Raw genomic sequence first — 17,517 nt, 5'->3', positions numbered from 1 at the left:
CATGGAGAAGAACTTTCACCTGTTCGTGCGCAGCTACCCGGGCGTGGGTGTGGCCGCGCACGTGCTGACGCATCCGCACCTCGCCTCGTTCGCGCCGGACCTGGCGACCGCGCGCCTGGACGTGGCGGAGGTGCTGGGGCGGCTGCTCAAGCGCGGTCAGCTCCACGATGAAGTCACGCACTGGCCGGACCTGCGCACCAAGAAGATGAACCTCACCGTGCGCGCCGTACAGCACGGGCGGCTGTTGCCCGTGCCCCTCAAGCTCACCGTGGTGACGCGCGGTGGGCGCGGCGGCGGCAAGGCGGAGCGCGCGAAGCGCAAGGCGGGCTCGGGCAAGGACCCCGTGCACGTCTGGGTGCCGCGCGTGGACGTGCAGGGCTCGCTGCAGGACCTCTCCGACCTGGAGGCGTACGTGGAGGAGCTCGTCCGGCACGAGCTCTACCTCGCGCCCCTGGAGCGGCTGCACTCGCTGGCCTACCTGGGCGATGAGACCGTCGAAACCCTCTCCGTGTCGATGAAGCACCGCGAGGCACCCCGCGCGACCCGGGTCGACGAGTCCCGGCGCGCCGAGCGCAGACCGCCTCCGCCCCCCGCGCTCGCGGAGGCCAGCCGCTGCCTCAACGAGGAGGCCCGCGCGGGCCTGCTGGAGCGTGCGTGGGAACGCAACAAGGAGGTGGGGCTGCTCACCGAGGCCGTCACGGCGCGCGCGCGCGCCAGCGTGCTGCTGGTGGGGCCGCCCTCCGTGGGCAAGACGGCGCTGGTGCACGAGCTGGTGCACCGCGCCGAGTCCGCCCCCGCGGGCAACCCGCTCCACGGGCTGGAGGTCTACAGCACGTCGGGGGGCCGCATCATGGCCGGCATGGCCTACCTGGGGCAGTGGCAGAAGCGCGTGCAGCAGATGGTGCTCGAGCTGCGGGTGCGCCGCGCGGTGCTGCATTTGGACAGCCTCTCGGAGCTGCTCTCGCTGGGCGGCGGCGACACGGGCCTGGACGTCGCGCGGCACCTGCTGCCCGCGCTGGAGGGCGGCGAGGTGGTGCTGGTGCTGGAGGCCACCCCCGAGGACGTCGCGCGCGCCGAGCGCACGCATGGCGCCTTCCTCCAGGCCCTGCGACACCTCGCGGTGGAGCCGCTGCCCGCGTCCGCCGCCAGGGCCGCCGTGCAGCAGGCCTCGCAGCGCGTGGCCAAGACGCGCAAGGTGCGCTTCACGCCGGAGTCCCTGGAGCGCGCGGCCGAGCTGACGGAGCGCTTCGGCGAGGGGCCTCCGCCCGGTGGCGCGGTGTCGCTGCTGCGCGCCGCCACGTCCCAGCTCGACTCGGGCGCGGAGGTGGGCCCCGGCGCGGTGACGGCCGCCTTCTGCACGCGCACGGGCTATCCGCGCGAGCTGGTGGACGCGTCGATTCGACTGGACCCGGACGCGCTCCTTCGCCGCTTCCGCGAGCGCATCGTCGGCCAGGACGAGGCCACGCTGCTGTTGCGCAACCTCGTCGTCACGCTGAAGACGGGCCTCGCCGACCCTTCACGTCCCCTGGGCGCGTTCCTGCTCCTGGGCCCCACGGGCGTGGGCAAGACGGAGTCCGCGCTGGCCCTGGCGGAGTACCTGTTCGGGGACGTGTCGCGGCTGGCGCGCTTCGACATGGCCGAGTACGCGGCGCCGGGCAGCGCGGGGCGCCTCGTGGGTGAGGTGGGTGGACAGCAGGGGGGGCTTGCGCGGCGGGTGCGCGAGCAGCCCTTCGGCGTGGTGCTGCTGGATGAGGTGGAGAAGGCGGACGCCGGTGTGCACGACCTGCTGCTCCAGGTGCTCGGCGAGGGGCGGCTCACGGACGGCACGGGCCGCACCGTCAGCTTCCGCAACACGGTGGTGCTGCTCACCAGCAACCTGGGCGCGGAGTCGGCGGCGCGCTCGCTGGGCTTCGGCGGGGATGGGCCTCGCGACATGGAGGCCCACTACCTGGGCGCGGCCACGGCCTTCTTCCGGCCGGAGCTGCTCAACCGCTTGGACCAGGTGGTCCCCTACCGCGCCCTGTCCGCGGACGTCATCCGCACGCTCACCCGGCGCACGCTGGATGCCGCCCTGGGACGCGAGGGCCTCTCACGGCGGGGCGTGAAGGTGTCCTTCGGCGAGGACGTGGTGGACTTCCTCGCCCGGACGGGCTTCGACGCGCGCTACGGCGCCCGGCCCCTGAAGCGCGCGGTGGAGCAGCACGCCGTCGTCCCGCTCGCCCAGTGGCTCGCCGCCCATGCGGGCGCGCCCCACCGGCACGTGGAGCTGCGCCTGGGCAGCGAGGAGCGCCTGGAGGTGGTGCCCCGGGCCTGACATCAACTCGTGACAGGGCTCTGCTATCGTCGCCCACGCCCTCCCCACCCGGAGCCAGACCCCTCCTTCATGCGCTGTGTCGACGAGGCCGTCTTCATGAAGTTGCTCCTGGGGGAGCTGTCCCCCCAGGAGTCCGCGGAGGTGGATGCGCACCTCGACACGTGCGCCTCCTGCAGGTCCATGGTCGCCGAGGGCCTGCGCGCCCAGTCCCCGGACGCCGCCGGCGCGGAGCCGCCCACCGAGCCCGCGCAGCCGTTCCCAGGCCGCCCGGACGCGGCCCTGGAGAAGGGCACCGCCGTGGGCCGCTACCTGGTGCTGGAGCTGCTCGGCGCCGGGGCCATGGGCGTCGTCTATGGCGCGTATGACCCGGAGCTGGACCGCCGCGTGGCGCTCAAGCTGCTGCGCACCGGCGCGCTCGGGCTGAACGTCGAGAAGGAGCGCGCGCACCTGCTGCGCGAGGCGCAGGCCATGGCCCGCGTCTCCCACCCCAACGTGGTGGCCGTATACGACGTGGGCACGTTCGGCCAGCACGTCTTCCTCGCCATGGAGCGCGTGGAGGCCCGGACGCTCGTCGAGTGGCTGAAGGCCGCGCCGCGCCCGTGGCGACAGGTGCTCGAGCTCTTCCTCGACGCGGGCCGGGGGCTCGCCGCCGCGCACGCCGCGGGCGTGGTGCATGGCGACTTCAAGCCCGCCAACCTCCTGGTGGGCGACGACGGCAACGTCCATGTCACCGACTTCGGCCTCGCGCGCCTGGGCGCCACCGCGACGGAGGGCGCCGCCACCACGACGGAGGGTGCCGCCACCGCGGGCATGGAGCGCTCCGTCACGGGCGGCACGCCGGCCTACATGGCGCCGGAGCAGCTGCTCGACAAGACACGCGCGAGCGCGGCCGGGGACCAGTTCTCCTTCTGCGTGGCGCTGCACGAGGCCCTCTACGGCGCGCGGCCCTTCGAGGGCGCCACGCTGGCGGAGCTCTCCACCCAGGTGTCCTCGGGGCAGGTGCGGACCGCGCCCGCCGGCACGCGCGTGCCGCCGTGGGTGCGCCGCGTGTTGCTGCGCGGACTGGCCCGGCGTCCCGAGGACCGCTTCCCGCATCTGGGGGCGTTGTTGGACGCGCTCCAGAAGGACCCCTCGGCCCGATGGAAGCGCGGGCTCCAGCTGGCCAGCGCCGTGGCCGTGCTCGGCGCGGCCGTGGGCCTGACGCACGCGGTGCACACCCGGGGCGCCCGCTCCTGCACGAGCGCGCCGGACGAGATGACCGCCGTCTGGGGGCCCGAGCAGCACAACGCCATCCAGAACGCCTTCGCCTCCACCGGCCGTCCCTACGCCACCGCCGCCTGGGAGCGCGTGCGCCGCGAGCTGGACGCGTACACCGCCGCGTGGACGACCACGCGCATCACCGCCTGCGAGGCGACGCGCGTGCGCAAGGAGCAGCCCGAGGAGGTGATGGCGTGGCGCATGCGCTGTCTCGACAACCGGCTGGCGGACGTCTCCGCGCTCGCGCGGCTGTTGTCCCAGGCGGATGCCCGGACGGTGGACGAGTCGCACCGCGCGGTGAAGGGCCTGCCGGCGTTGTCGGGCTGCTCGGAGGCACTCGCGCCGGGCGGGGCCGTGATTCCCGAGGGGCCCGAGGCCCGGGCCCAGCACGCCGCGCTGCGCGCCACCCTCGCCCGGGGCCGCGCGCTGCTCTCCACCGGGCGCTACGCGGAGGGCGTCGCGCTGGTGGAGCCCACGGCGCTCGCCGCCCGGCGCGCGGCGAACCGGCATGACGGCGCCGAAATCTCGATGCTGCTCGGCGAGCTGCGCGAGGGCGCGGGCGACTGGCGCGGCGCGGAGGCCGCCCTCTTCGAGGCGCTCAACGCCGCGGAGGCCACGCGTCAGGATGCCGTGGCCGCGCGGGCCTGGACGCTGCTGGTGCGCGTGACGTGCATCGGCCTGGACGAGTACGAGCTCGCCTCGCGCTGGAAGGACCGGGCCGCCGCCGCCATCGAGCGACTGGGCGGCGGCAACGAGCTGACGCGCGTCAACCTCCTCACCTACTCCGGCACGCTCTTGCGCAAGCAGCGCCGGTTCGAGGAGGCCGTCGAGCTCCAGCGGCAGGCGCTCCTGTTCGCCGAGAGCACCTTCGGCCCGGACAGCCTGGAGGTCGCGGACGTGCTGCTGGAGCTGGGCTCCACCCAGTGGGTGCACCCCCGGCTGGAGGAGGCGAAGGCCCACCTGGAGCGCGCCGCCGCCATCACCCAGCAGGCCCTGGGCCCCGAGCACCCGGACGTCGCGCGCGTGCGCATCGCCATGGTCCCCGTGCTGCGAGACTTGAACGAACTGGACGTCGCGGAGCGCATCGCGCGCGAGGCGCTGGGCGTCTTCGAGCGCACGCTCGGCCCGGAGCACCCTCGGGTGTACGACGCGCTCAATGACCTGGCCTCGACGCTCGTCGTCGAGTCGCGCACGGACGAGGCCCTGCCGCTGTACGAGCGCGCGCTCTCCATCGTCGCGAAGACGGACGGCGCGGTGAGCCTGGGCGCCGCCGTCATCAACGCCAACCTGGGCGTGCTCTACTTCCAGAGCGGCAAGCACGACCTCGCGCTCGAGCGCTTCCTCTCGGCGGTGAGCATCCGTGAGAAGGCGCGCGGCCTCACGGACCCGGGGCTCGTCAGTCCGCTGCGGCTGGTGGCCCGGGTGCTCGGCTTGAAGGGCCGGTACGAGGACGCCCTGCCGCACCTGCAGCGCGCCGTCGACATCCAGATGCAGCAGGCGGACGACAGCGCCAGTCAGTGGACGCTCAGCCTGAGGGACCTGGGCGCCGCCTTCCTCAAGCTCGGCCGGCCCCGCGAGGCGCTGGCGCCGCTGGAGCGCGCCGTCGCGGGCTGGGACAAGGCCCTGCCGGGCCCCGGCCACCGCACCGAGGTGCGCTTCTTCCTGGCCCAGGCCCTGTGGGACTCCGGCAAGGACCGCGAGCGCGCCGTGCGGCTCGCCAACGAGGCGAAGGCCATGGCCCTCACGGAGGACCCGTCCCCGAGGACCCAGCCGCTCATCGACACCTGGCTCGCCGAGCACCGCCTGCGCTGAGGGCGATTCAGCGCGGCGTGGGCGTCGCCTGCTTGTCGGCGAGGCTGCCGCGCTTGCCCTCCTGCCACTCGTCCCAGAGGTTGAAGGAGCGCAGCTGCTGGGGCAGGTCCGTCGCCTTCATGAGCGCCTCCACCTCCGCGCGGCCCTGACGCCCCAGCCGCTCCTCCATGGTGGCGAAGCCCCACGCCAGCGAGCCCACCACCGCCGCGTTGCCGCGCAGCGTGCGCGCGTCGCACTGCTCGAACTCGTCCGAGCGCGCGTGGTAGTTGGGCCCGTACGTCGCGGACTCCTGGTTGGCGATGAGGTTCGCCACGCCGCTGAGCATGAAGTCCAGGTTGTCGGTGCCTACCACCGGCACGTCAACCTGGGTGAAGGGCCCCAGGCCCGCCACCGGCGCGAGCGCCCGGTCCACCAGGGGCACCAGCGGAGGCCGGCCGTTGGTGAAGAAGCCGTTGATGCGCCCGCAGCCGATGTCCACCGACAGCGCCATGACGTGCCCGTCCAGCTCCGCCGCGTGCGAGCGCACGTAGCCCGCCGAGCCATACAGACCCTGCTCCTCGCCGTTCCAGAGCGCGAAGCGAATCGTCCGCGCGGGCTTGAGCCCCAGGCGTCGAATCTGCCGGGCCAGGTCGATGAGCATCGCCACGTTGGCGCCGTTGTCGAGCGCGCCTCCGCCCAGATCCCAACTGTCCAGGTGCGCGCCCAGCACCACGACTTCGTCCGGCTTGGTGGTGCCCCGAATCTCACCGATGACGTTGCGCGCCTCGTAGGGCCCGCCCGTCTTCAAATCCAACGCCGCGCTCAACGTGAGGGCCGTGCCCGCGCGGAGCAACCGCTGCGCGCGTCGGGCGCCATCGCGCTCCATCACCATCATCGGCCGGGTGTTCTTCGCGCCCGTCGACACGTTGTGGCGGTAGAGCTGATTGCCGGGGCGGCTGCCCATGTAGACGACGCCCGCGGCACCGGCGGCCACCGCGCGCGCCTCGATTCCCACCGCCTCCGCGTACTCGCGGAACAGCCCGTCCACGTCCCGCAGCTCGTCCGTCTCCACCAGGACGAAGGCGCCCTTCACCTTCGCGCCCACGCGGGCGTGGTCCGCCTCCGTGCCTCGCCCCAGGTCGATGAGCGGCGCGGTGAGCCCATTCTTCGGCGTCGCGGCCGAGAAGGGCATCGCCGCCACCCGGGGCGAGAAGCGCACGCCCTTGCCCTGCACCGTCGCGCTCGCGCCCTGCTCCAGCCACAGCGTCGGCATCCGGAACGGCTCCGCCTTCGCGCTGACGCCCGCCTCCCGGAAGCGCTCCAGCGCCCACTCCACCGCGCGACGGTTGGCCTCCGAGCCCGTGGCCCGCCCACCCACCTCGTCCACCAGCGAGCGCAGGTCCTCCACCATCGGCGTGGGCCCCAGCACCGCCCCCGTCAGCGACATCACCTCCCGCTCGCGCACCGAAGGAGCCTGAGGCTCGGCCTCCACCCGCTGCGACGACACGAGGACCAGCGACACCAACGCCGCGCTCCAGGGCTTCTGACGTGAGGACATGACGCGCAGCATTCACAACCTCCCGCGTCTGCTTCAAGCCGCAAGGCGCCACGGACCTCGCGGTACATCCGACTACAATCGTTGTTGTGTTTTATCTGCGTCCGCTTGAGTTCCACGCGAGGGGATGGCACACGGGCGGCCCATCCCAGGGCGGCGACACCAGCCGTGGCGCCGTCCTCACCCCGTGGAGGCCCAGACGATGCGTGGGAATCTGAAGCAAGCCATTCTGTGGACGTTGCCGGCGGCCCTGTTGAGCGCGTGTGGTGGAGCGCCCCAGGCGCCCGCCTCCGACGACGCGCCGCTGGAGCAGGGCCAGGCGGGGCTCGTGGCCGCTCCGCCGACACCGCCCAGCGGGAACATCGCGGACAGCGTCGTGGACCAGGGGGTGCTGCCCGTGGGCGGCGCGGTGGCCGGCTACCCGGGCTCGCAGCCCGGCTACTTCGGCTACACCATCCAGGCGAACGCGGGCGCGCAGCTCCGGCTCGAAGTCACGCACCTGGGCAGCTCCATGTACCTGGACACCGGCCTGTTCCTCTACGGCCCCAAGGACGCCAACGGGAGCTTCGGGGTGACGCCGCTCGCGCAGGACGACGACTCGGGCTACGGCACGCTCAGCAAGGTGGAGCTGGTGACGGTGCCGAAGACGGGCGAGTACCTGGCGGTGGTCGGCTTCGTGAACGCCGCGAACAAGCAGTTCCGCCTCGCGGCCTCGTGCGTCGGCGGCACCTGCCTCGTCAACCCGCCGGCGCCACCCGCGGGCCTCACGCTGAGCTGGCTCGAGCAGCCCATCACCGAGCGCCTCCAGTCCGTGGTCGACCAGGGCAATGACTGGTTCGAGAACGAGACGGGCTCCCTGCGTCGGCTCGACTACTACTGGACCTTCACCGGGCAGGCCACGCTGGACCAGGCCGTCCAGGCGGTGCTCGCCCAGGGGCGCTACCAGGTCTACCGCAGCGACCCCGCGCCGGCGGTGCTCTCCCTGTCGGAGACGAGCAGCTCCATGTGGTTCCAGTTCCGCCCGCTGCTGCCCGTCATCCTGGAGACGTACGGCAACGGGACGGAGACGGTGCAGGTGAAGCGCTACTTCCGCGAGTACTCCACCGGCCCCAACGGAGACACCCACCGCATCCTCTACATCATGCTCTTCCCCCAGTCGTACAAGGTCATCGTCTTCGAGCAGACGTGGCACGAGCTCTGACACACGCTTGAGGGCAGGCGGCCCGGCGGGCGCAAGTCCCCCGCCCCCAGGTGCCCTGCGTCCTCCATTGTCACCCGACGACCGCGGGCTCGCCTCCTGGTGGGCCCGCATCTCCCCGGTGACAGGGAGGATGTACAGACTCGCGGTGGGTGGGGTGTGCCCGGAAGCGCGCGCGGGCACGACCCACCCACCACCCATCCTGGGTGGAGCCGGCCGGGGGAACACCGTGTGCGGGGACCAGGCGCCAGCGTGACGGACGAGGAGGCCATCGAGGGTATCTCCCCGGAGCAGTCCCGATTCTTCCTCGAGACGATGGTCGCGGGGGCGCCCGTGGGCCTGGCCTTCGTCGACCTGGAGCTGCGCTACATCCACATCAACGAGGCGCTCGCGGAGATGAACGGCCTGCCGCGCCACGCGCACCTGGGCCGCAAGGTCCGCGACGTGGTGCCGGACCTGTGGCCCTTCATCGAGCCGCACTACCGACAGGTGCTGGAGCACGGGCAGCCGGTGCGCAACCTGGAGATTGTCGGCGCCACGGCCAAGGCGCTCGGCGTCCCCCGCAGCTTCGTCATCAACTACTTCCCCGTGCGGGACGCGGGGGGTGCGATGCAGGGCGTGGGCATCACCGTCGTTGAGACGACGGAGCACAAGCTCGCGCAGCAGGCCAACCGGCTGAATCAGGAGCGCTTCCGCTCGCTCGTGGAGGCCACGGCCCAGCCGGTGTGGACCACGGATGCGCAGGGGGAGCTGACCGAGGCGGCTCCCCGCTGGATGGCCTTCACCGGACAGTCGCGGGGAGCCCACCTGGGGCTCGGCTGGCTCGACGCCATCCACCCCGGGGACCGCGGGCGCTTCGTGGCGGAGTGGCGCTCCGCCTTGAAGACAAGCGAGCCGTACCGCGGGGAGGTGCGCCTGCAGCACCGCGACGGGACGTGGCGGGACGTCATCCTCCGGGGCGTGCCGGTGTTCGACGACGACGGCCTGGTGCGCGAGTGGATGTCCACGGCCGAGGACGTCAGCGAGCGCAAGCAGGCGGAGCAGGAGCTGCGGCAGACGACGCGCGCGCTCGCGGCGAGTGACGAGCGCTACCGGACCTTCCTGGCCCAGAGCACGGAGGGCATCTGGCGCATGGAGTTCGACGCGCCCCTGGACACGCGCCAGCCGGAGGACGCGCTGGTCGACGCCATCATCCGCACGGGCCACATCGCGGAGAGCAACGAGGTGATGGCGCGGATGAGCGGCTTCGACTCCGCTCGCGAGCTGGAGGGCGTGTCGCTGCGCGAGCTCATCCAGCGAACGGGGGGCTCGGCCGAGGCCATCCGAGCCTTCGTCCAACGCGGCTTCCGGGTGCAGGACCTGGAGACGCGCCAGCGGGACAGGAAGGGCCTGGAGCGGGTGCGGCTGTCCAACTTCGTGGGCGTGGTGGAGGACGGCTGGCTCGTGCGGGTGTGGGGGACGCAGCGGGACGTGACGGAGCAGGCCCAGGCGCAGCGGGCGCTGGAGCAAAGCCGGATGCAGGCGCGCCAGCGGGAGCACCAGCTGCGCACCATCACCGACGCGCTGCCCGCGCTGGTGGCCTACCTGGACCCGGAGGAGCGCTACCTGTTCTGCAACCGCGCCTTCGAGACCTGGTTCGGCGTGAAGCCCAGCAGCGTGGTGGGCAGGACGCTGCGCGAGGTGGGCGGGGAGCTGCTCTATCCCGTCTTCAAGGCCTGGGTGCGCCGCGCCTTGTCGGGAGAGCACGTGGCCCACGAGACGGCGCTCAGCCTGCGCGACGGCCGGCAGATCCATGTCCAGGCCACCTTCGTGCCCAGCGAGGACGCGCGCGGCCGCATCCAGGGCTGCGTGGTGCTCATCCACGACATCACGGACCGCAAGCGCACGGAGGCCGAGGTGGAGACCCAGCGCGCGCGGCTCTACGACGTGTTGATGAACGCGCCCGCGTCCATCGCCATCCTCTCCGGGCCGGAGCAGACCTTCACGCTGGTCAACCCGAACTTCCAGCGGCAGTCACAGAACGCGGAGCTGGTGGGCACGTCCCTGAGGGACCTCGCGCGGGAGAGCGAGCAGGGACAGGCGTACTCGCTGGCCATCGACGAGGTCTTCGCGTCGGGGCGCCCGATGAAGCTCACGGAGATGCCGCAGCTGTTGAACCTGAACGACAAGGGGCTGGAGCAGCACTACTTCAACATCGTCTACCAGCCGCTGCGGGACGCGCGGGGCGAGGTGGACTCGGTGCTGTCGTTCTCGCTGGACGTGACGGACCAGGTCCGGGCGCGCTATCAGGCCGAGGAGCTGGCCGCGCACCAGGCGAGCCAGCAGAAGTGGCTGGAGTCGCTGCTGCACCTGACGCCGATTGCCCTGCTCATGATGGAGCCGGGTACGGGGAAGGTGCTCTTCGCCAACCAGGCGGCCCATCAGCTCGCGGGCGGAGAGCTCGCGCTCGGCGTGCCGGTGGAGCACTACGGCACCGTCTACAACGTCATCGACGAGCACGACGCCACGCTGCCCAACGAGCGCATGCCGGGAGCACGCGCGGCGCGGGGTGAGACGCTGCGACGGGAGCCCATGCGCTGGCGGGTCGCCTCAGGACAGGTGCGCGACATCCTGGTGGACTCCGAGCTGTTGCCCGCGATGCACGGCCATCCGGCGACGGTGGTGCTGGCGCTCCAGGACGTGACGCGGCTGAAGGACACGGAGGTGCGGCTCCAGGAGGCGGTGCGCCTGCGCGACGAGTTCCTCACGGTGGCCTCGCACGAGCTCAAGACGCCGCTCACGCCGCTTCAAATCAAGCTCCAGGGGCTCGCGCGCGAGGCCGGCTCCTCCACGTCCGAGGAGCACCTGCGGCAGAGCGTGATGCGGGCGGCGGAGAGCACGTCGCTGCAGGTGCGCAAGCTGGCCGCGCTCATCAACGACCTGCTGGACGTGACGCAGCTGGCGGGCTCACCGCTGCCGTTGGAGCTGGGGAGGGTGGACCTGTCCGCGGTGGCGCGCGAGGTGGCGGAGCAGCTCCGGGCGCAGGCGGCGCAGGCGGACAGCGTGCTCGAGGTCGAGGCGCCCGTGGCGGTGGTGGGCCGGTGGGATGCGCGCAGATTGGAGCAGGTGGTGCGGGGGCTGGTGTCCAACGCCATCAAGTACGGGCCGGGGAGACCCGTGCGCATCCGGGTGGAGGAGCGCGCGGGGCGGGGACGAATCCTGGTGAGCGACGAGGGCATCGGCATCGCGTCCGAGGACCTGGAGCGCATCTTCGAGAAGTTCGGCCGCGCAGTCCCCGCGCGCAACTACGGGGGACTGGGATTGGGCCTCTTCATCAGCCGCCGGATTGTGGAGGCACACCAGGGCACCATCCGCGCGGAGAGCCGGCGGGGCCACGGCGCCACGCTCATCGTCGAGCTGCCGCTCACCGGGCCCGAGCCCACCTCGCCGCCGTCGATTCACTGAACGGCGCGAGCCTTGCGCTTCAACGACAGTTGAGCCGGGGGCCTGCGGGGGTCTGCCGACAGGCGCAGATGCCCAACTGGCCCGTCGACTGCCACACACACTCCAGCACGTTGAGACGACAGGACAATCCCTGAACCTCCTCGCACGCGGGCAGCGGGTCCAGGGAACGCGACGACGCCTCGGTCTCGTCAACCGGCTCCATGCCACCGCCACACCCCGCGAGCATCGACACAGCCAGCAAGCCACGAATGACAGACATCTTCATGCCGCCTCCAGGGAACACGCATCCGCCAATCCCCCAAACCTATCCCGCACGAGCGAATCCCTGACGAGCAATCTGAACGTCCCATCGCAACCATCGACTACCCGACACTTCATCAGGGAGTGTCTGCCTTCACCCGCCTCCACAAACTACACCGAGGGCTTCACGCGGATCGGAGGAAGCATGCGAAGACTTCTCGGAGGACTGTCGCTGCTCGTCACCCTGACGCTGCTCGGCTGTGGAGGGGAGGACGCCCTCGCCGAGCCCGCCAAGGTGGAGGCCGGTGACCCGGCCGTCGAGGCCGCGGTCTGCCTTCCCTTGGGCTCGAAACTCTGCACGGCGAACAGCTCTTGCTGCTCGCTCTACTGTCGCAAGGTCGCGGGTGCGACGTACGGCACCTGCTCCCGCTGAACGGGAGCCTCCTGGAGTCAGACGGGAACCGTCCGGGCGATGGGCAAATCCCTCACGCGTGTCCCCGTCAGGGCGAAGAGCGCGTTGGCGATGGCGGGGGCCACCGGGGGCACGCCCGGCTCGCCCACGCCACCCGGGGGCGCGTCACTCTGGATGATGTCCACGTGGATGGTCCGGGGCGCGTCGGCCATGCGCACCAGCTTGTAGTCGCGGAAGTTCGACTGCTCCGTCGCGCCGCCCTTCATCGTGATGGCGCCGTGGAACGCCAGGCTCATGCCGAAGATGACGGAGCCCTCCATCTGCGAGCGGACGCGGTCCGGGTTCACCACCAGCCCCGCGTCCACCGCCACCCACGCCTCGTCCACGCGCGCCCGTCCCGCCGCGTCCTTCTTCATCGACACCACCACGCCCACGTAGCTCAGGAAGCTGCGGTGCGCGGCGAGCCCCAGCGTGCGGCCGTTCTTCTCGCGCTCGCTCCAGCCCGACATCGCCGTGACGCGCTCGATGACCCCGCGCAGCCGCTCCGCGTTCACCGGATGCGCCTCCACCGGCGCGCCATAGTTCGGCAGCGCGCTGACGCCCAGCTCCGCCACGGACACGAGGCGCGGAGGCCCGATCACCTCCAGCAGGTTCTCCCGCGGGTCCATCCCCCGCGCATGCGCCAGCTCGTCCATGAACGAGCCCACCGCGAAGCCGTGGAAGATGTTGTTCACCGAGCGCAGCCAGCCGATGCGCACCTTCGCCAGCGCCTCGCCCATCTCCGCGCGCACGTTCGGAATCGCCAGCGCCAGGTCCAGCACGCCCTGGTTCAAATCCCTCGCCACCGGCCCCGTCACGTCCTCGGAGAACGTGGAGCGGATGGCCGGGAAGGACGTGCGGTGCAGCCACGCCGTCGGCTTGCCCGCCGCGTCCAATCCGCAGCTCAGCCGCTGCGCGCTGGCCGAGTGGTAGTAGTCATGACGGATGTCGTCCTCGCGCGTCCACTGCACGCGCACCGGCACGCCCGCCATCTTCGCCAGGTGCACCGCCTCCGCGACGAAGTCCGCCTTCGACTTGCGCCCGAAGCCGCCGCCCAGCAGCGTGACGTTCACCGTCACCTTGTCCTCGGGCAGCCCCGACGCCTGCGCCGCCTCGGTGCGCGCCGCCTGCGGATGCTGCGAAGGCGCCCACACCTCGCAGACCCCATTCGCCACCCGCGCCAGCGCCACCGGCGGCTCCATGGGCGCGTGCGACAGGTGCGGCGCGTAGTACTCCGCCTCCACCACCCGCGCGGCGCTCGCGAGCGCCTTGTCCACGTCTCCCACCGTGCGCGCCGGCTTGCCCGGCACCCGCACCGACTCCAGCAGCGCCTCGCGGTACTTCACCGAGTCGTACTCGGCGTTGGGACCGTCCTCCCAGGTGATGTCCAGCGCCGCGCGGCCCCGCATCGCCGCCCACGTGTTCTCCGCCAGCACCGCCACCCCACCCCAGCCCTGGAAGACATAGGGCCGCTTGGGCACGGGCAGCTCCAGCACCTGCTTCACGCCCGGAATCGCGAGCGCCTTCGCGGCGTCGAAGCGCACCACCTTCCCACCGACGACGGGAGGCCGAGCCACCACCGCGATGAGCATGCCCGGTAGCTTCACGTCCGCGCCGAAGACGGCCGTGCCCATGACATAGGCCGGCCCGTCCAAGAGCGGCAGCTCCTTGCCCACGTAGCGCAGCTCCGACGAGGGCCGCAGCGCCACGGACTCCGCCTTCGGCACCGGCAGCTTCGCCGCGTCCGCCACCAGCTCTCCGAAGCCCAGCGAGCGGGAGCTCCGCTTGTGGAACACCGCGTGCTCCCTCGCCTCGCAGTCCGAGGCCGGCACCTTCCAGCGACGCGCCGCCGCGGCCACCAGCATCTCCCGCGCCGTGGCGCCCGTGCGGCGCAGCGACTGGTACACGCCCCGGATGCTGCTGGAGCCATCCGTGTTCTGGTCGCCGTACACGGCGTCACCCACGGCCTGCACCACCTTCACCCGCGCCATGTCCGCGCCCAACTCGTCCGCCACCACCACCGGCACCGAGCTGCGGACGCCCTGCCCCATCTCCGAGCGGTGGCAGACGATGGTGACCTGCCCGTCCGAGGCGATGTGCACGAAGACGTTGGGCCGAAGCTCCGCGGGCTTGCCCTTCGCGCCAGGGGCCGCGCCCGCCAGCGTCACGGTGGGCACCACGCCCAGCGCCAGCCCTCCCACCGAGAGGTTGAGCCCTTCGAGGAAGGAGCGCCGGGAAATCAACTCAGGCTGTTGGCTCATCGCGTCCTCGTCACTTCGCGTCGGGCGTGCCCGCGGCCTTCTTCACGGCCGCGCGGATGCGCGTGTACGTCCCACAGCGGCAGAGGTTGCCCGCGAGCGACTGGTCGATGTCCTGGTCCGTCGGCCGCGGCTTCTTCACCAGCAGCGCCGCCGCGCACATCAGCTGTCCCGACTGGCAGAACCCGCACTGCGGCACGCCCAGCTCCACCCACGCGCGCTGGAGCGGATGGCTGCCGTCCGGCGACAGGCCCTCGATGGTGGTGACGCTGTGCCCGTCCGCGCGGCGGATGGGCGTCACGCACGCGCGCACCACCTGCCCGTCCAGGTGCACGCTGCACGCGCCGCACAGCGCCTCACCGCAGCCGTACTTCGTCCCGGTCAGCCCGAGCACGTCGCGCAGCGCCCACAACAGCGGCATCTCCGGGTCCACGTCCAGCACCTGGTCCACGCCGTTGACCTTCACGCGAATGCTCATGGCCGCGCCTCCTCGCTGGGGCACTCCGCGCCCGTCTCCACCCACGCGCCCACCAGCGCGCCGAACTGTTCCTGGGTGCCCGGCGCGGGCTCCCGCCCGGAGCCCGGCGTCCAACCCCACGCCACCAGCTCGTCATGCGCGTTGTGCTCGACGATTTGCGCCAACGTCTTGCCTCCGTTCCTCGCGGGGTCCTTGAGCTGCTCGCACACCTGCCGGGGGCTCTTGCCCACCCAGGCCATGGACAACGGCGCCAGGTGCCAGTTCGGCGCCCCCGGCACGCGCGTCAGCGCCTGGTTGCGGTCCTGGTGACAGCCCGCGCACTCCATGCCCACGACGCCGAAGCCCTCGGGGCCTCGCGTCACGGGCGGGTCATGCGGCTTGAAGCCCATCTCCTGGAAGGGGCTGTCCCCATCCGGATGGCAGTTCGCGCAGCGCGGATGCAGCAGCACGCGACTGGCTTCGAGGAACAGCGCCCGGGAGCGCTGCTTCGGGTCCTCGATGCGCTGGAACATGTCCAGGGAGCGCAGCTCGCGGGCGTCCACCCGCGGAAGCGGTTCCCACTGCGCAGCCTCGGTATCAGGCTGACGCCGACATCCTCCGGCGCCCGCGAGGAAGAACACGGAGGCCATGACCGGAAGGGCGAGCTTCATCGCGACAAGGTTCTGGCATGTCGCCCCCCTGCTCAAGCTGAATGTTCCACGGACTCCCGCCACTGAACGTGGAGGTGGGAGTCACACGCCCCTTTCCCACTTCACCTTGCGGCGGGGTCTCGAGGACGACGCGTCTTGCCCACCGGGCGTCGCGCGCGCCTCGCCGGGGGCGTGGGAGGCGCCTCGCCAGGCCCCTTCCGGGTCCGCTCCGACAGCGCGGCCCTCGGCGCTCGCTTGAGGCTCGGCGCCCGGGGCACCGAGGGAGCCACCACGAACATCATCCAGAGGAAGTCATACATGGGCGAGGACCTCAGAAACCTCGAAACAGGGGACGACCCTGGGACAACCCGGCCCACGGGATGGCGCACGCGACCAGCCCCATCGCGACGAGCAGCCCCAGGGCCCAGGCGCGGTGCCGCGTCACCGACACGTCCGCGCGCTGGCTCAACGCGGACCCCACGTGAGCGACGACCAACGCCAGCAGCATCAGCGTCGGGTGTTCGATGCCGAAGAAGCGCAGCGTCGGGTGGGCCAGGCTCTCGCGCAGACCGCCTTGCAGCGAGAAGGGCGTGAACGGGCTCAGGCCCGAATAGAGCACCATCCCCAACAGCATCTGCGTGTCGAAGGCGGACACGCAGAACACCTGGAGCCGCCGGTCCCCGCGCGTCCACTCACGCCCCCCGCTCCAGCCCCGAAGCGCCCTTCCCAGCGCGAGCACGCCCAGCAGCACCACCGCCCAGCGCACCCACGAATGAAGGAAGAGCACCACCGGGTACGCGCTCACGCTCACCTCTCCGCCGTGGCGGGCATGGACTCAATCCAGCGCTGGACCACTCCGCGCCCCTGCTCATCCACCACGTGGGTGCCGAGGGGAGGCATCTGGACGGGAAGTCCGCGAGCGCTCATGCGGTGGAACAAGGTGCTGCGCTTCACGTCCCCCGGCGCGATGCGAGGCACGGCGTCTCCGAACAGGCCCGTGGTGCGGAAGATGGAGCGCACGCCCACCGCCGTCTTCCACGCATCCGTCAGGTGCACCGAGCCCAGCTCCGCGGCCTCCAGGCGCAACAGCAGCCCGCCGCCTCCGCCCAACGCCAGCGGGTTGGTGTTGTGACAGGATACGCCGCAGTTCATGTGCAGGTAGCCCAGCGCCGCGCGGTCCACCTCGCTCCCCGGGATTCGCGGCGGAGGCTCGGGGGGATGGGTGAGCAGGCCCTCCTCCACCAGCTTCGCCAGCGTCAGTCCCCGCGCCGCCTCGTGCCCGAGCGCCACGGCCTCGAAGCCGAGCACCTCGTCCTCGCGCCCTCCGTGGCACGTCAGGCAGTCCACCTGGCTCGGGATTTCATGGCCCGGGGTCCCCGGCACGTTCTTCTCGCCGTCGGTGAGCTCGGTGGCCTGCTGGCCGTCGTCGCTCCAGCGGTACGTCGTCCGCAGCCACTTGCCCTCGGACTTCTTCCACAAGAGCCGCGTCTCGATGGGCCTTCCCTTCCAGCGGAACTCCTTCCAGAGCTTCGTGCCGGGAGGAAAGCGCCACTCGTCCGGGCGCGAGGTGTCGATGCGCGTCCCGGGCGGCAGCAGGATGAAGCGGGACTTCTCCAGCCCGTCGCTCCAGAGCTGCAGGCCGGGCTCGAAGGCGCGAATCCCGGCGCCCACCGCGCGCTTCTCCCAGCCCTTGCCCCCCTCGCCGTACAGGCCCGTGCAGGCCAGGTGCTGCAGCCCTCCGCCCTCGCAGACGATGCCGCCGTCCACGGCCTTCCAGCCGGCGCCCCCGCGCGAGGAGCGACGCTCACAGCCCGGAGCGAGGAGGACGAGGACGACGAGCCAGACGATTCGCACGCCGCCACACTAACGAAGGGCGCGGGCCGCATCGTGCGTCTTGGTGAC

The 17,517-nt window shown here is 71.9% G+C and carries 12 protein-coding genes; 5 read left to right on the top strand and 7 right to left on the bottom strand.

Annotation, left to right across the window (positions count from 1 at the left end):
• Position 1: 1 nt before the first annotated feature.
• On the top strand, positions 2-2,314 hold the full coding sequence (locus OWM54_RS35495) for an AAA family ATPase (RefSeq protein WP_267700293.1): 2,313 nt from the start codon (positions 2-4) through the stop codon (positions 2,312-2,314).
• Positions 2,315-2,410: 96 nt separating this feature from the next.
• A complete protein-coding gene (locus tag OWM54_RS35490) occupies positions 2,411-5,383 on the top strand; it encodes a tetratricopeptide repeat protein (RefSeq protein WP_267700292.1) in 2,973 nt (990 codons plus the stop codon).
• A gap of 7 nt (positions 5,384-5,390) precedes the next feature.
• Here OWM54_RS35490 and OWM54_RS35485 read toward each other — a convergent pair whose 3' ends face one another.
• The gene (locus OWM54_RS35485; protein WP_267700291.1) at positions 5,391-6,932 is read right to left on the bottom strand and encodes a M28 family metallopeptidase; all 1,542 of its coding nucleotides are present in this window, start codon (positions 6,930-6,932) and stop codon (positions 5,391-5,393) included.
• A gap of 187 nt (positions 6,933-7,119) precedes the next feature.
• Here OWM54_RS35485 and OWM54_RS35480 point away from each other — a divergent pair, with 187 nt between their 5' ends.
• On the top strand, positions 7,120-8,118 hold the full coding sequence (locus OWM54_RS35480) for a hypothetical protein (protein WP_223785689.1): 999 nt from the start codon (positions 7,120-7,122) through the stop codon (positions 8,116-8,118).
• A gap of 249 nt (positions 8,119-8,367) precedes the next feature.
• On the top strand, positions 8,368-11,559 hold the full coding sequence (locus OWM54_RS35475; RefSeq protein ID WP_267700290.1) for a PAS domain-containing protein: 3,192 nt from the start codon (positions 8,368-8,370) through the stop codon (positions 11,557-11,559).
• Between the two features lie 19 nt (positions 11,560-11,578).
• Here OWM54_RS35475 and OWM54_RS35470 read toward each other — a convergent pair whose 3' ends face one another.
• Positions 11,579-11,824, bottom strand: coding sequence for a hypothetical protein (locus tag OWM54_RS35470; RefSeq protein ID WP_223745762.1), 246 nt, complete (start codon positions 11,822-11,824; stop codon positions 11,579-11,581).
• 180 nt (positions 11,825-12,004) lie between these two features.
• Here OWM54_RS35470 and OWM54_RS35465 point away from each other — a divergent pair, with 180 nt between their 5' ends.
• Positions 12,005-12,232 (top strand): hypothetical protein, encoded by a 228-nt coding sequence (locus OWM54_RS35465; protein ID WP_267700289.1) that lies wholly within the window; start codon positions 12,005-12,007, stop codon positions 12,230-12,232.
• Between the two features lie 17 nt (positions 12,233-12,249).
• On the opposite strand, the gene OWM54_RS35460 is transcribed toward OWM54_RS35465, so the two are convergent.
• The 5 genes from OWM54_RS35460 to OWM54_RS35440 all read right to left on the bottom strand — a co-directional run bounded on the left by OWM54_RS35460 (position 12,250) and on the right by OWM54_RS35440 (position 17,469).
• Positions 12,250-14,511 carry a xanthine dehydrogenase family protein molybdopterin-binding subunit gene (locus OWM54_RS35460; RefSeq protein ID WP_267700288.1) on the bottom strand — a complete coding sequence of 754 codons (2,262 nt, stop codon included), beginning with the start codon at positions 14,509-14,511 and terminating at the stop codon, positions 12,250-12,252.
• Positions 14,512-14,521: 10 nt separating this feature from the next.
• Positions 14,522-14,986 carry a (2Fe-2S)-binding protein gene (locus OWM54_RS35455; RefSeq protein ID WP_223785692.1) on the bottom strand — a complete coding sequence of 155 codons (465 nt, stop codon included), beginning with the start codon at positions 14,984-14,986 and terminating at the stop codon, positions 14,522-14,524.
• Positions 14,983-15,636 (bottom strand): hypothetical protein, encoded by a 654-nt coding sequence (locus OWM54_RS35450; RefSeq protein WP_046714905.1) that lies wholly within the window; start codon positions 15,634-15,636, stop codon positions 14,983-14,985. Before OWM54_RS35450 ends, OWM54_RS35455 begins: the two co-directional genes overlap by 4 nt.
• 310 nt (positions 15,637-15,946) lie before the next feature.
• Positions 15,947-16,420 carry a hypothetical protein gene (locus OWM54_RS35445; RefSeq protein ID WP_223745759.1) on the bottom strand — a complete coding sequence of 158 codons (474 nt, stop codon included), beginning with the start codon at positions 16,418-16,420 and terminating at the stop codon, positions 15,947-15,949.
• A gap of 2 nt (positions 16,421-16,422) precedes the next feature.
• Entirely contained in the window at positions 16,423-17,469 is a 1,047-nt protein-coding gene (locus tag OWM54_RS35440; protein ID WP_223785693.1) for a hypothetical protein, read from the bottom strand.
• Positions 17,470-17,517 lie beyond the last annotated feature (48 nt).

This window comes from Myxococcus sp. MISCRS1 (assembly GCF_026626605.1).
In the GTDB taxonomy this organism is placed as follows: Bacteria; Myxococcota; Myxococcia; order Myxococcales; family Myxococcaceae; genus Myxococcus; species Myxococcus fulvus.
This window is presented reverse-complemented; position numbering and strand designations above follow the sequence as displayed.

What these genes read in the sequence shown, in the direction of transcription:
- OWM54_RS35495 (WP_267700293.1), top strand. Translation starts at nt 2, where the DNA reads ATGGAGAAGAACTTTCACCTGTTCGTGCGCAGCTACCCGGGCGTGGGT.
- OWM54_RS35490 (WP_267700292.1), top strand. Translation starts at nt 2,411, where the DNA reads ATGAAGTTGCTCCTGGGGGAGCTGTCCCCCCAGGAGTCCGCGGAGGTG.
- OWM54_RS35485 (WP_267700291.1), bottom strand. Translation starts at nt 6,932, where the DNA reads ATGCTGCGCGTCATGTCCTCACGTCAGAAGCCCTGGAGCGCGGCGTTG.
- OWM54_RS35480 (WP_223785689.1), top strand. Translation starts at nt 7,120, where the DNA reads ATGCGTGGGAATCTGAAGCAAGCCATTCTGTGGACGTTGCCGGCGGCC.
- OWM54_RS35470 (WP_223745762.1), bottom strand. Translation starts at nt 11,824, where the DNA reads ATGAAGATGTCTGTCATTCGTGGCTTGCTGGCTGTGTCGATGCTCGCG.
- OWM54_RS35465 (WP_267700289.1), top strand. Translation starts at nt 12,005, where the DNA reads ATGCGAAGACTTCTCGGAGGACTGTCGCTGCTCGTCACCCTGACGCTG.
- OWM54_RS35460 (WP_267700288.1), bottom strand. Translation starts at nt 14,511, where the DNA reads ATGAGCCAACAGCCTGAGTTGATTTCCCGGCGCTCCTTCCTCGAAGGG.
- OWM54_RS35455 (WP_223785692.1), bottom strand. Translation starts at nt 14,986, where the DNA reads ATGAGCATTCGCGTGAAGGTCAACGGCGTGGACCAGGTGCTGGACGTG.
- OWM54_RS35450 (WP_046714905.1), bottom strand. Translation starts at nt 15,636, where the DNA reads ATGAAGCTCGCCCTTCCGGTCATGGCCTCCGTGTTCTTCCTCGCGGGC.